Annotated in this window: 10 protein-coding genes; 5 read left to right on the top strand and 5 right to left on the bottom strand. The window is 71.9% G+C overall.

Features of this window, described 5'->3' with window-relative positions; translation table 11 throughout:
• Nucleotides 1–182 precede the first annotated feature (182 nt).
• A complete protein-coding gene (locus E1200_RS07530) occupies nt 183–869 on the bottom strand; it encodes a DUF1707 domain-containing protein (RefSeq protein ID WP_347813202.1) in 687 nt (228 codons plus the stop codon).
• 251 nt (nt 870–1,120) lie between these two features.
• On the bottom strand, nt 1,121–4,291 hold the full coding sequence (gene ileS, locus E1200_RS07525) for an isoleucine--tRNA ligase (RefSeq protein ID WP_131951074.1): 3,171 nt from the start codon (nt 4,289–4,291) through the stop codon (nt 1,121–1,123).
• Between the two features lie 752 nt (nt 4,292–5,043).
• On the opposite strand from ileS, the gene E1200_RS34715 reads away from it, so the two are divergent.
• The 3 genes from E1200_RS34715 to E1200_RS07505 are packed head-to-tail and all read left to right on the top strand — an operon-like array spanning nt 5,044 to nt 6,991.
• Nucleotides 5,044–5,424, top strand: a complete 381-nt coding sequence (locus E1200_RS34715) for a TraR/DksA family transcriptional regulator (RefSeq protein WP_243708396.1) — start codon at nt 5,044–5,046, stop codon at nt 5,422–5,424.
• Nucleotides 5,397–6,059, top strand: coding sequence for a signal peptidase II (lspA, locus tag E1200_RS07510; RefSeq protein WP_131951071.1), 663 nt, complete (start codon nt 5,397–5,399; stop codon nt 6,057–6,059). Before E1200_RS34715 ends, lspA begins: the two co-directional genes overlap by 28 nt.
• Nucleotides 6,059–6,991: an RluA family pseudouridine synthase gene (locus tag E1200_RS07505; protein WP_131951070.1), complete on the top strand. Its 933-nt coding sequence runs from the start codon at nt 6,059–6,061 to the stop codon at nt 6,989–6,991. The genes lspA and E1200_RS07505 overlap by 1 nt, the downstream gene beginning before the upstream one ends.
• 31 nt (nt 6,992–7,022) lie before the next feature.
• Here E1200_RS07505 and E1200_RS07500 read toward each other — a convergent pair whose 3' ends face one another.
• The 3 genes from E1200_RS07500 to E1200_RS07490 are packed head-to-tail and all read right to left on the bottom strand — an operon-like array spanning nt 7,023 to nt 8,454.
• On the bottom strand, nt 7,023–7,334 hold the full coding sequence (locus E1200_RS07500) for an AzlD domain-containing protein (RefSeq protein ID WP_131951069.1): 312 nt from the start codon (nt 7,332–7,334) through the stop codon (nt 7,023–7,025).
• A complete protein-coding gene (locus E1200_RS07495) occupies nt 7,331–8,038 on the bottom strand; it encodes an AzlC family ABC transporter permease (RefSeq protein ID WP_131951068.1) in 708 nt (235 codons plus the stop codon). The genes E1200_RS07500 and E1200_RS07495 overlap by 4 nt, the downstream gene beginning before the upstream one ends.
• 56 nt (nt 8,039–8,094) lie before the next feature.
• Entirely contained in the window at nt 8,095–8,454 is a 360-nt protein-coding gene (locus tag E1200_RS07490; RefSeq protein ID WP_131951067.1) for a chorismate mutase, read from the bottom strand.
• Between the two features lie 271 nt (nt 8,455–8,725).
• Here E1200_RS07490 and E1200_RS07485 point away from each other — a divergent pair, with 271 nt between their 5' ends.
• Nucleotides 8,726–9,577, top strand: coding sequence for an AraC family transcriptional regulator (locus E1200_RS07485; RefSeq protein ID WP_131951066.1), 852 nt, complete (start codon nt 8,726–8,728; stop codon nt 9,575–9,577).
• Between the two features lie 128 nt (nt 9,578–9,705).
• Entirely contained in the window at nt 9,706–13,236 is a 3,531-nt protein-coding gene (dnaE, locus tag E1200_RS07480) for a DNA polymerase III subunit alpha (protein ID WP_131951065.1), read from the top strand.
• Nucleotides 13,237–13,488 lie beyond the last annotated feature (252 nt).

Below are 13,488 nucleotides of genomic sequence, written 5' to 3'. Positions count from 1 at the left end.
CGCATCCTCAGCGGCACCAAGCGCTACCACCGCACCGACTGCGCCCTCATCGAGGACATCGGTGACGAGGCCGACGACCTGGAGTCGCTGTCCCGCGGCGAGGCCAAGTCCCGCGGCTGCACGCCCTGCCTCGTCTGCCAGCCCGACCGCGAGCACGCCCGCGACTGACGCCGCGGGCCCGCTCAGTGGCCGTGGCGCCGCTCGTGCAGCCGGCGCAACTCGCGCTTCCGGTCCTTCTTCGGGCGCTTCAATTCCTTGCGGGTGACGGACACGCCGCCGAACAGCGTCACGCCCGTCACCCGGATCACCGGCGCGTCCGGCGCCACCGTGTCGTCCTCCGGCCAGTCGTTTCCGCCGAAGACGGCCACATTGGACCCCACGACCCGGACACCGGGCGGCACGACAAGGTCCACGCCGCCGAAGATGCAGACGACGTTGACCGTCACCTCCGCCTGACTGAGCACCGCCTGCCGGAAGTCGACGTCCACACCGGCGAAGACGCACGTCACATTGGTGCTGCGCTGGACCAGCCAGCGCCCTTTCCGCTCCGCACCCCCGAACACCGCCACGATGTGCGGTGACTGCGGCGGAGGCGGCGCCGCCAGCGGCGCCTCCTCCTTGCGCAGATCCACCCGCGGCCGGGCCCCCGCCACGGCGGGAAGATCGCTGAGCACCGGCTCCAACTCGGCATACGTCTTCGCCCGGTACACCAGATCGATGCGCTCGGCGTGCTCCTCCGGAGTGATGCGCCCCTCCGCCAACGCCTCACGCAGACGGTCGGCGACCTGATCACGATCCGCATCCGACGCGCGCATGGCCGGCAACGACGCCCGCCCCTGAGCCTCGGAAGGCTGCTCGGAAAAACTCACCCCTCAATCATGGCAGTGTTGCCCAGGGGGGACGACCCCCCTGGAACCCCCCGTCACGCGCGGCGAGCCGTTTCCCGATCCGCTGCGCGTCTCGTGAAACGGCTCGCCGCGCGGCGGGTCGTGCGACCTCCGGCGCTGGGCGCCTCCGGCCGCACGACCCGTGGGGTGATCATGGACGTTGTCGGGTCCCTGGACAACACCTGGCTCGACGCGTCGGGTGATCATGGGGCTCTGGCGTCGTTGGGGGTGGGTTATTTGAATTTCTTCAGGTAGTAGGTGAGGCCCAGGTCTTCGTCGTGGGTTGGGGGGAGGTCGGTCGGGCGGCCTTCGGTCACCGTGGTGGCCAGGACTTCGGCGGCCATTTCGTCCTTGTGGGTGCGGAGGGCCTCTGCCAGGTCGGTGCCGGTGGCCTCCCACCACAGGTCGATGCGGTCGGTGACCTCCAGGCCCGCGGCCTTGCGGGCCTCCTGGACCAGGCGGACGGCCTCGCGCACCAGGCCGGCGCGGCGGAGCTCGGGCGTGATCGTCAGGTCGAGCGCCACCGTCTCGCCCGCGGCGCTCTCCACCGCCCACCCGCTGCGCGGGCGCTCGGTGACGATCACGTCGTCGGGGGAGAGGGCGACCATGCCCAGGCCCTCGGGCTCCACCTCGGCGGTGCCGGCGCGGAGCGCCGTGACGAGGGCCGCCGGGTCGGCGGAGGTGACCGCCTTGGCGACCTTCGGGGTGTCCTTGGCGTAGCGCTTGCCCAGTTCGCGGAAGTTCGGCTTCACCTCGTACTCGACCAGGTCGCCGCCGATGGAGGAGAGCTCCTCGAAGCCGAGGACGTTCAGCTCCTCGGCGATCTGCGCGCGGAGCTGCGCGGGCAGCGCCGACCACCCGGCGGCGCCGACCAGGGCGCGGCCGAGGGGCTGGCGGGTGCGGACGTTGCCGGCGGCGCGGGCCGAGCGGCCCAGTTCGACCAGGCGGCGGACGAGGGCCATCTGCTCCGTCAGCTCGTCGTTGAGGAGCTGCTCGTCCACGGCCGGCCAGTCGGCCAGGTGTACCGACTCGGGGCCGTCGGCGGGGCGGATGACGTCCCACACGTGGTCGGTGATGAAGGGCACCAGCGGCGCCATCAGGCGGGTGAGGGTCTCCAGGCACTCGTAGAGGGTCGCGAAGGCGGCCGAGCCGTCGGGGGTCTCGGGGCCCTCCCAGAAGCGGCGGCGTGAGCGGCGCACGTACCAGTTGGACAGGTCGTCGACGAACTGGGACAGGAACCGGCCGGCGCGGGCGGTGTCGAAGTCCTCCAGGGCGGCGTCGACCTCGCGGACCGTGCGGTGCAGTTCGGCGAGCGCCCAGCGGTCCAGGAGGGGGCGGTCGGCCGGGGCGGGCGCCTCGGCGAGGCGGTCGGGCGTCCACGCGCGGCCCTGCGCCTGCGCGGCGTTCGCGTACAGGACGAAGAACGACGCCGTGTTCCAGTAGGTGAGGAGGACCTTGCGGACGATCTCCTCCAGCGCGCCGTGGCCGACGCGGCGGGACGCCCAGGGAAGGCCGCTCGCGGCCATGAACCAGCGGACGGCGTCGGCGCCGTGCTGGTCCATCAGCGGGATGGGCCGCAGCACGTTGCCGAGGTGCTTGCTCATCTTGCGGCCGTCCTCGGCGAGGATCAGCCCGAGGCACACGACGTTCTCGTAGGACGAGCGGTCGAAGACCAGTGTCCCGACGGCCATGAGGGAGTAGAACCAGCCGCGGGTCTGGTCCTGCGCCTCGCAGATGTACTGGGCCGGGTAGGAGTTCTCGAACACCTCGTTGTTGCGGTGGGGGGCGCCCCACTGCGCGAACGGCATCGAGCCGGAGTCGTACCAGGCGTCGATGACGTCGGGGACGCGGCGCGCCTCCGTCCCGCACTGGGGGCAGGGGAACGCGACGTCGTCGACGTAGGGGCGGTGGGGGTCGAGCGCCGACATGTCGGCGCCGGCGAGTTCGCCGAGTTCCTTGAGGGACCCGACGCAGGTGACGTGGTCGTCCTCGCAGACCCACAGGGGCAGGGGAGTGCCCCAGTAGCGGCTGCGGGACAGGGACCAGTCGACGTTGTTGCGCAGCCACTCCCCGTACCGGCCGTGCTTGACCGTCTCGGGGTACCAGTTCGTCCTCTCGTTCTCCTCAAGGAGCCGTTCCTTGATCTGGGTGGTGCGGATGTACCAGGCGGGCAGCGCGTAGTACAGCAGCGGGGTGTGGCAGCGCCAGCAGTGCGGGTAGCTGTGCTCGAAGTGGCCGCCCCGGTAGAGCAGGCCGCGCTCGCGGAGGTCGTCGGTGAGCGGCTCGTCGGCGTCCTTGAAGAACTTGCCGCCGACGAGGGGGACCTCGGGCAGGAAGCGCCCGTCGGGCCCGATGGGGTTCACGACGGGCATGCCGTAGTTCTTGCAGACGGTCATGTCGTCGGCGCCGAACGCGGGGGCCTGGTGGACGAGGCCGGTGCCGTCCTCGACGGTGACGTAGTCGCCCAGGACGACGTAGTGCGCGTCGGGGATGTCGACCAGGTCGAACGGCCGCCGGTAGGCGGTGCGCTCCAGGTCGGCGCCCCGGTAGGTGCCGAGTCGTTCCGCGTCCTCGCCGAGCACCTGGCCGAGGAGGGGTTCGGCCACGACGAGGACCTCGTCGGAGCCGGCGGGCCGGGCGGCGACGTAGGTGACGTCGGGGTGGACGGCGACGGCGGTGTTGGACACCAGCGTCCACGGCGTCGTCGTCCAGATGAGCAGCGCGGCGCCCAGCTCGGCGAGCGGGCCCGACGTCGCGGGCATCCGGACGTACACCGACGGGCTGGTCACCTCTTCGTAGGCGCCGGGCTGGCCCAGTTCGTGGTCGGACAGGCCCGTCCCGCAGCGGGGGCAGTACGGCGTGATGCGGTAGTCGCGGAACAGCAGGCCCTTGTCGAACACCTGCTTGAGCGACCACCAGACGGCCTCGACGTACTCGGGGTCCATCGTGCGGTACGCCTGGTCGGTGTTGACCCAGTAGCCCATGCGCTCGGTCATCTCTTCGAACGCGTCCACGTGGCGCAGGACCGATTCGCGGCAGCGGTCGTTGAACTCCGCGACGCCGTACTCCTCGATGTCCTTCTTGCCGGAGAGGCCGAGCTCCTTCTCCACGGCGACCTCGACGGGCAGGCCGTGGCAGTCCCAGCCGGCCTTGCGGGGGACGTGGTAGCCCTTCATGGTCTTGAAGCGCGGGAAGACGTCCTTGAACACGCGCGCCTCGACGTGGTGGACGCCCGGCATGCCGTTCGCGGTGGGCGGGCCCTCGTAGAACACCCAGCGGGGGCCGGACGCGGTGCGCTCCAGCGACCGCTCGAAGACCTTGCCCTCCTGCCAGCGGCGCAGCATGTCCCGCTCCAGGGCGGGCAGATCGACCTGCGCGGGAAGCGGCCGAAAACCTCGGCTCACGATGGCGGACCTCCGGATCGACGTGACCACGTTGACCGGAGGGACGAGGCGCGTGCCCGGATCGACCGAGCGGCCCCGCGGTACCACCCTCCTTGACCGCGCCGGAACGGCGCGGCCCGCTTCGTTCAGCCTCGGCTGCCGGGTCTACTGGGCCGCGGGCCGGTGCCCGGGGCCGTTCTTCCGGCGGCTCAGGGGTGATCGGACCGCCGGGCTCGCCCCCGGGCTCGCACCGTCCCCGGGTCGCTCATGGCTGCGTGCGGCGGCAGGTGTCCCCTTCAGCGCCTGCCTTCTGGCTTGCCCCGACTGTAACGCACCGGGGGCGCGTCCTCTTCCCGTTTCCGTGCCGCCCTTGCCCGCTGTGGGGTGCGGTGTCGTTCCTTTGCGATCTCGTGCGGTGTCCTGGGGTTTCCGGGCGATCGGTGCCGGGGCATAAGCGGTCGGTAACGCTGCCGAGGCTGTTTGCCGCGTCCGAGAAAAGGGGACTCATGCTGCCCGCACTGCCCGTCGAGGCGACCAGCGCGAGGGAGGCCGGCATGGCCGGCACGACGAAGGGCGCTCCGCCCGCCGAGGAGCCGCCCGCCGCGGACCCGGGGCCGGACGCGGCGGAGACGCCCGCCGCCGGGGGCCCGGCCGCGAGAACGGCCAGGCGCGCCGCCGCCAAGCGCGGCAAGAGCGGTGAGGCCAGGGCGGACGGAGCGCCCGGCGACGGCGACGGCCGGGGCGGCGGACGCGCCCAGGCGGCCGCTGCGGAGCTGCCGGTCCGCGAGGGCGAGCACCAGTGGACGGCCGCCGAGCTCGCCGAGGTCCGGGCCGGGCTGTGGGAGCAGATCGAGTCGCTGCGCGTGGAGATCGCCGCGTCCGCGAGCCAGATCGCCGAGGGCGACACCAGCGACGGCGCCGGCGACGACCAGGCCGACGCGGGCGCCAAGACCTACGCGCGCGAACACGAGCTCGCACTGGCCTACAATTCACAGGACCTGCTCGCCCAGATCGAGCGGGCCGTCCAGCGGATGGACGCCGGCACGTACGGAATCTGCGAGTCCTGCACCAAGCCGATCGGCAAGGCGCGGCTTCAGGTCTTCCCGCGTGCGACCCTGTGTGTGACATGCAAACAACGCGAGGAACGTCGCTGATCGACCAAACGAACCCAGAGGGCGAGGCCGGGGAGTCCACGGGACCTCCCCGGCCGCGCCGCGTCGGCGTGCTGGTCGCCGTGGCGCTCGCCGCGCTGGCCGCCGACATCGTGACCAAGATCGTCGTAGTGGCGACGCTGCAGGACCGGGAGCCGATCCGGCTGCTCGGCGGGCTGCTCACGCTGACCGAGACCCGCAACAGCGGCGCCGCGTTCTCCATCGGCACCGGCTACACGGTCGTCTTCACCCTCGTCGCCATCGGCGTGGTGGTGGCGATCCTGCGCACCGCCCGCAACCTGCGGAGCCTGCCCTGGGCGATCTGCCTCGGGCTGCTGCTCGGCGGCGCGGTCGGCAACCTCGTCGACCGGCTGCTGCGGGCGCCCGCGCCGCTGAAGGGCCACGTCGTCGACTGGATCCAGGTGCCGAACTTCCCGGTGTTCAACCTGGCCGACTCGGCGATCGTCTGCGGCGGCTTCCTGGCCGTCCTGCTCGCCGCGCGCGGGCTGCAGATCGACGGCACGCGCCTCCCCGGCAAGGACGAGGACGCGGACGCCGACGCCGACGGCGAGCCCGGCGCGGACGAGCCCGGCAAGGGCGGGGCCGCGGACGCGGCCGCGCCGGAGGAGAAGCCCTGATGGGGGAGGTGCGCGGCCTCCACGTCCCGGACGGGCTGGAGGGGGAGCGCGTCGACGCCGCGCTGGCCCGCCTGTTCGGGGTGTCGCGCGGCAGCGCCGCCGACATCATCGCCGCCGGGGACGTCTTCCTGGACGGCTCCGCCGTGGCCACCAAGTCCGAGCGGCTGCACGCCGGCGCCTGGCTGGAGGTCACGCTCCCGCCGCCGCCCGCGCCGCCCGCGCCGGTCGCCGAGCCCGTCCCCGGGATGACCGTCCTGTACGAGGACGACGACATCGTCGTGGTGAACAAGCCGATCGGCGTCGCCGCGCACCCGACCACCGGCTGGACGGGCCCGACCGTCCTCGGCGGGCTGCTCGGGGCGGGGCACACGATCGCGACCAGCGGCGCGTCCGAGCGGCAGGGCATCGTGCACCGGCTGGACGCCAACACCACCGGCGCGATGGCCGTGGCCAAGAGCGAGATCGCCTACTCCCGGCTGAAGCGCGCGTTCAAGGAGCGCCGCGTCGACAAGCGCTACCGGGCGCTCGTCCAGGGCCATCCCGACCCGTTCCGCGGGACGGTCGACGCGCCCATCGACCGGCATCCGTCCGGTGACGGCCGGTTCGCGGTCGTGGCGGGCGGCAAGCCGTCGGTGACGCACTACGACACCGTCGAGGCGTTCCGGGCGGCGACGCTGCTCGACATCGACCTGGAGACGGGCCGCACCCACCAGATCCGCGTGCACATGTCCGCGATCCGGCATCCGTGCGTGGGCGACCTGGCCTACGGCGCGGACCCGACCCTCGCGGCCCGGCTCGGCCTGAAGCGGCAGTGGCTGCACGCGGTCAAGCTCGGGTTCGAGCACCCGACCGGGGGCGAGTGGGTGGAGTTCGAGAGCCCCTATCCGGACGACCTGGCCGGCGCGCTGAAGATCGTCCAAGCGGAGTCGTGAGCGGCGGGCCCGTCCCTCGGTGGCTCGTCCGTCAGAGGCCGAGCCGGCGCAGCCCCGCGGCGACACCGGCGGCTACGACCAGCACCACCAGGAACGGTGCGCGCAGCAGCAGCGCGCCCACGGCGGCGCCGAGGCCCGCCATCCGCGCGGCGTCGAACTCCAGGGACCGGCCGTCGGCGAGCGCCTGGACGGCGATCAGCGCCGTCAGCAGCGCGACCGGCACGAGTTCGGTGAACCGGAGGACCCGCGGGTCCTCCAGGACCCGCTGCGGGGTGACGAGCCCGCCGAGCTTGAGCGCGTAGCAGCCGAGCCCGGTGGCGATCACCGCGATCCACACGCTCACGCCTTCGCCTCCTTCCTGAGCAGGGCCGGGACCGCGGCGACGGCGGCCAGCATGACCGGCACGCCCGGCGGCAGCAGCGGCGTCGCCGCGAGCGCGATGACCGCGGCGGCCAGCGCCACCCGCACCTCCCGCCGGCCCGCGGCCAGCCGGGGCCACAGCAGCGCGAGGAACACCGCTGGGCCGAGCACGTCCAGGCCGATGGCCTCCGGGTCGCCGAGCCGCGCCGCCCCGGCCGCGCCGAGCAGCGTGGTGGAGTTCCAGGTCAGGTAGAGGCTGATCGCCGTGGTGTAGAACCCGGCGCGGGCCGCCGCATCGCCGCGCTGCGCGGTCGCGACGGCGGTGGTCTCGTCGATGACGACCTGCGCGGTGGCCAGCCGGCGCCAGCCGCGCACGTCCAGCATGCGCGCGAGCCGCATCCCGTACAGGGCGTTGCGCCCGCCGAGCAGGACCGCGCCGAGCGTCCCGGAGACGAGCCCGCCGCCCCCGCCGATGACGCCGGCCAGCGCGAACTGGGACGCGCCGGTGAACGCGAGCAGGCTCAGCACGCACGCCTGGGCGACGGTGAGCCCCGCCGTGACCGCCGCGGCCCCGAACGCGAGCCCGGACAGCCCGACGGCGAGCCCGACGCCCAGCCCGTCGCGCACCGCGGCCTTGCGGGCGGAACCGTCCGCCCCGGCCACCTCCTCGGTACCGGTAGCGCTCATGGGGCCGACGCTAGGGTCCCGGCCCGCGCTCGTTCTTGAACGTTCTTGCGGCCCGGTCATGACGGCCGCCGCCGCTCGGCCGCGTCGAGTCCCGCCTCGATGACCGCGTTCACGACCCGGGCCAGGTGCTCCGGGGCGAGCGACGGGGCGCGGGCCGCCATCGCCTCGACGATCTCCCGCTCGCGGCCGGGGTCGCGGCCGGCGAAGCCGCCGACGGGCTTGAGCCGCTGGACGGCGGCGGCGAGCGCGGCGCGGTGCTCCAGCAGCGCGGCGAGCGCGGCGTCGAGGTCGTCGATCGCGGTCCTGGCCTCGGCGAGCGTGGTGAGGCTTCCGGCGGGCGGCAGCGCGACGCGCAGTTCGCCGGACGGGCCGCGGGCGGAGCCGGGTGCACCGGCGTCGACGACCTTCTCGTGCATCTGGAGTCTCCCTGCAAGTGCGGCGGCCTTCCGCGCAAGGGGGATTCGCGCCCGGGCCGCTTCCGATCAACAGAAAAGGCGGCGCCCGATGGGCTCCGCCTCGGCCGGCTCCGGGTCGTCGCTCAGGTGAGGGCGACCGGCTCACCCGGAGCCGGCTGCGTAAACACGAAATGGCGACGTTCCACGCTTCGATGGTACGCGGGAAGCCGCGGCCCTCCAAACGGCGGACAGGCCGTCTCATTCACTGAGACGCGGATAGGATGTGCCCGATATGGGGGCAGAAGTCGCACACCACTACCGGCATCCGGCGCTGCCGGACGTCGACCTGCTGCGCGCGCGGTTCGTCACCCATCGCTTCAACCGGCACACCCACGACGGGTACGTGTTCGGCGTCATCGAGGCGGGCGTGGAGGAGTTCGAGCTCGGGACGGGCGTCGAGCGCGCCGGGCCCGGTTCGGTCGTGGTCGTCAACCCGGGCGTCGTCCACGGCGGGCACGCGGGCGTTCCGGAGGGCTGGGCGTACCGCGTGCTGTACCCGCCGGTGGACGTGGTGACCGGGGTCGCCGCCGGCCTGGGCGCCCCGCCCGGGACCCCCGCGTTCCCCGATCCCGTCCTGGACGACCCGGCCGCCGCCGAGATGCTGCGCGCCGTGCACCGCGCGGGGGAGAAGGGGGACGCGCTCGCGGCGTCCACCCTGCTGCGGACCGCGCTGGCCGGCCTGCTCACCCGGCACGCCCGCGTCCGGGGACATCGCGCGTCCGCGGCCATGCCGCCCGCGGTGCGCGAGGCCCGCGACATCCTGCACGCCAACCTGCTCGATCCGCCGTCGCTGGAGCGGCTGGCCGAGGCCGTCGGGACCCGCCCGTTCCCGCTGCTGCGCGCCTTCCGCGACGCCGTCGGCCTGCCGCCGCACGCCTACCTCAACCAGGTGCGGGTGCGGGCGGCGCGCGCCCTGCTGGACGAGGGCCTGCCCCCGGCCGACGCCGCGGCCCGCACCGGTTTCGCCGACCAGGCCCACCTGACCCGGCACTTCAAGCGCACCCTGGGTGTCCCTCCGGGCGCCTACCGTAGTGCCCGGGGGATTGGGCGAGTCGGGGCGCGTGGGCCGCACGAGGCGGGTTAGGCTCTTCGCACCGCGTCATCCCGGCGCCCCGGCCCCGGGTTGACGATCTTCCCCCGGGACCGATCGCGCGACACGTGCCGGCCAGGCACGTGGGCGTTCGCATGCGATGAGCAGGAGGCGCAACAGGCATGCCCGACTCTTTCGTTCACCTGCATGTTCATACCGAGTACTCCATGCTCGACGGAGCCGCTCGCCTGAAGCAGATGTTCGAAGAGGTCGAGCGGCAGAAGATGCCCGCGATCGCCATGACCGACCACGGCAACATGCACGGCGCCTACGACTTCCACCGGCAGGCGACGGCGGCCGGGGTCACGCCGATCATCGGCATCGAGGCGTATATGGCGCCCGAGTCGCGGTTCCACAAGAAGAAGGTCCAGTGGGGTGAGCCGAGCCAGAAGCGCGACGACGTCTCCGGCGGCGGCCTGATCAACCACAAGACGCTGTGGGCGCGCAACAGGACGGGCCTGCACAACCTGTTCAAGCTGTCGAGCCGCGCGTACACCGAGGGCTTCGTCTTCAAGTACGCCCGCATGGACGAGGAGCTGCTCGCCGAGCACGCCGACGGGCTGATGGCCACGACCGGCTGCCCGTCCGGCAAGGTGCAGACGCGGCTGCGGCTCGGCCAGTTCGACGAGGCGCTGAAGGCCGCGGCCGCGTTCCAGGACATCCTCGGCAAGGACAACTACTTCCTGGAGCTGATGGACCACGGGCTCGACATCGAGCGGCAGGTCCGCCAGGGCCTGATCGACATCGGCAAGAAGCTGAACATCCCGCCGGTGGTCACCAACGACTCGCACTACACGCACGAGTCGGAGGCCACCGCGCACGACGCGCTGCTGTGCGTCCAGGTGGGCAAGCAGCTCGCCGACCCCGACCGGTTCCGCTTCAACGGCAGCGGCTACTACATCAAGACCGCCGACGAGATGCGCGGGATCGACACGTCCGACATCTGGGCCGAGGGCTGCCGCAACACCCTCATGATCGCCGAGCGGGTCGACCCGGCCGGCATGTTCGAGCCCAAGGACCTCATGCCCCGCTTCCCCGTCCCCGAGGGCGAGACGGAGGAGAGCTGGTTCCGCAAGGAGGTCTGGAAGGGCCTGGAGCGCCGCTTCCCCGACGGCCTGCCGGACGGGTACCGCGAGCAGGCCGAGTACGAGATGGGCGTCATCCTCGGCAAGGGGTACCCGTCCTACTTCCTCGTCGTCGCCGACTTCATCAACTGGGCGAAGGAGAACGGCATCCTCGTCGGGCCGGGGCGCGGCAGCGCCGCGGGCTCGCTGATCGCGTACGCGATGGGCATCACCGACCTCGACCCGATCCCGCACGGGCTGATCTTCGAGCGGTTCCTGAACCCCGAGCGCGCGTCCATGCCCGACATCGACATCGACTTCCCTGAAGACCGCCGCGCCGAGGTCATCAAGTACACGACGGAGAAGTGGGGGGCCGACAAGGTCTCCTTCATCGCCACGTTCGGCACCATCAAGGCGAAGGCCGCCATCAAGGACGCCGGCCGCGTCCTCGGCTTCCCCTACGCGCTCGGCGACCGGATCTCCAAGGCGTTCCCGCCCGCCGTCATGGGCAAGGACATCCCGCTGTCGGGGATCTTCGACGAGAAGCACCCGCGCTACGGCGAGGCGGGCGAGCTGCGCAAGCTGTACGAGGAAGAGACCGACGTCAAGCAGATCATGGACCTGGCGCAGGGCCTGGAGGGGCTGATCCGCCAGACCGGCGTGCACGCCGCCGGGGTCATCATGTCCGGCGAGTCGATCACCGACCACATCCCGATCATGCGGCGGGACGCCGACGGCGCCATCATCACGCAGTTCGACTACCCGACCTGCGAGACGCTCGGCCTGCTGAAGATGGACTTCCTCGGCCTGCGCAACCTGACGATCATCGACGACGCGCTCCAGGGCATCAGGAAGAACAAGGGCACCGAGGTCAACCTGCTCGACCTCCCGCTGGACGACCAGCCGACCTACGACCTGCTCGCCCGCGGCGACACCCTCGGCGTGTTCCAGTTCGACGGCGGCCCGATGCGCTCGCTGCTGCGGCTGATGAAGCCCGACAACTTCGAGGACATCTCCGCCGTCGGCGCCCTGTACCGGCCGGGCCCGATGGGCGCCAACTCCCACACCAACTACGCGCTCCGCAAGAACGGCCAGCAGGAGATCACCCCGATCCACCCCGAGCTGGAGGAGCCGCTCAGGGAGATCCTCGACACGACCTACGGCCTGATCGTCTACCAGGAGCAGGTCATGGCGATCGCGCAGAAGGTGGCGGGGTACACGCTCGGCAAGGCGGACCTGCTCCGCCGCGTCATGGGCAAGAAGAAGAAGGCCGAGCTGGACGCCCAGTTCGTCGGCTTCGAGCAGGGCATGGTCGACAACGGCTTCTCCAAGGAGGCCGTGAAGACGCTGTGGGACATCCTCGTCCCGTTCTCCGACTACGCGTTCAACAAGGCGCACTCCGCCGCCTACGGCCTCGTCTCCTACTGGACGGCCTACCTCAAGGCGAACTACCCGGCCGAGTACATGGCCGCGCTGCTGACGTCCGTCGGCGACGACAAGGACAAGAGCGCCCTCTACCTGAGCGAGTGCCGCCGGATGGGGCTGACCGTCCTGCCGCCCGACGTCAACACCTCCGAGGCCGACTTCACGCCGCTCGGCGACACCGAGATCCGCTTCGGGCTGTCGGCCGTCCGCAACGTCGGCACCAACGTGGTGGACGGCATCGTCGCGGCCCGCAAGGAGAAGGGCGCCTACACCGACTTCAACGACTTCCTCAACAAGGTCCCGCCGATCGTGTGCAACAAGCGGGTCGTGGAGTCGCTGATCAAGGCCGGGGCGTTCGACGAACTGCGGCACAAGCGCAAGTCGCTCCTCATGGTGCACGAGCAGGCCATCGACTCCGTCATCGACATCAAGCGCAAGGAGGCCGTCGGCCAGGACTCCCTCTTCGGGGCGCTGGAGGAGGACGGCGGCGACGACGCGTTCGCGGTCACGATCCCCGACGGCGACGACTGGGACAAGACGACGCTGCTCGCGTTCGAGCGGGAGATGCTCGGCCTGTACGTGTCCGACCACCCGCTCCTCGGCGTGGAGCACATCCTGGAGCGCGAGGCCGACTGCGCGATCGCCGCCCTGAACGAGGGGGAGCGCCCGGACGGCCAGGTCGTGATCGTGGCGGGCCTGCTGTCGGGCCTGCAGCGCAAGGTCACCAAGCAGGGCAACTCGTGGGCGATGTTCCAGCTGGAGGACCTCGCCGGCTCCATCGAGGTGCTCTGCTTCCCGTCGTCGTACCAGCTGTGCTCCACCCTGCTCGCCGAGGACGCGATCCTGGTCGTCAAGGGCAGGCTGGACCGCCGCGAGGACGTCGCGAAGATCATCGCGATGGAGGTCACCCAGCCGGACCTGACGGTCACCGACGCGTCCGGCCCGTTCTCGGTCACGATGCCGCTGGGCCGCTGCACCCCCCCGACGGTCTCCCGCCTGAAGGAAGTGCTGATCACCCACCCCGGCACGGCCGAGGTGCACCTCCACGTCCAGAACGGCCCGCGCACCACGGTGGTCCGCCTGGACGACCGCCTGCGAGTAGCCCCGTCCCCAGCCCTGATGGGCGACCTGAAACAACTACTGGGCCCCTCCTGCCTAGGCTGAAGCCCAGCGCGCCCACCCGCAGAAGGAGATCGTCCTTATCCCCAGCCCCGCGCCGACCTCCACGTCTGCGATCGCGTCCGAAGGCAGGCTTCGAGCGAAGCAAGAAGCCTGATCGCGCAGCGAGCCGCTAGGCGAGTCGGAGCGATGCAGCGATCGCACGCAGTGCCCGCCGAAGGGAAGGCGCCCTAGCGCCTGACCGCCAAGGGCTCTGCAAGTAAGCACAGCGATCGCACGCAGTGCCCGCCGAAGGGA

The organism is Actinomadura sp. GC306 (genome assembly GCF_004348665.1).
Taxonomy (GTDB): domain Bacteria; phylum Actinomycetota; class Actinomycetes; order Streptosporangiales; family Streptosporangiaceae; genus Spirillospora.
This window is presented reverse-complemented; position numbering and strand designations above follow the sequence as displayed.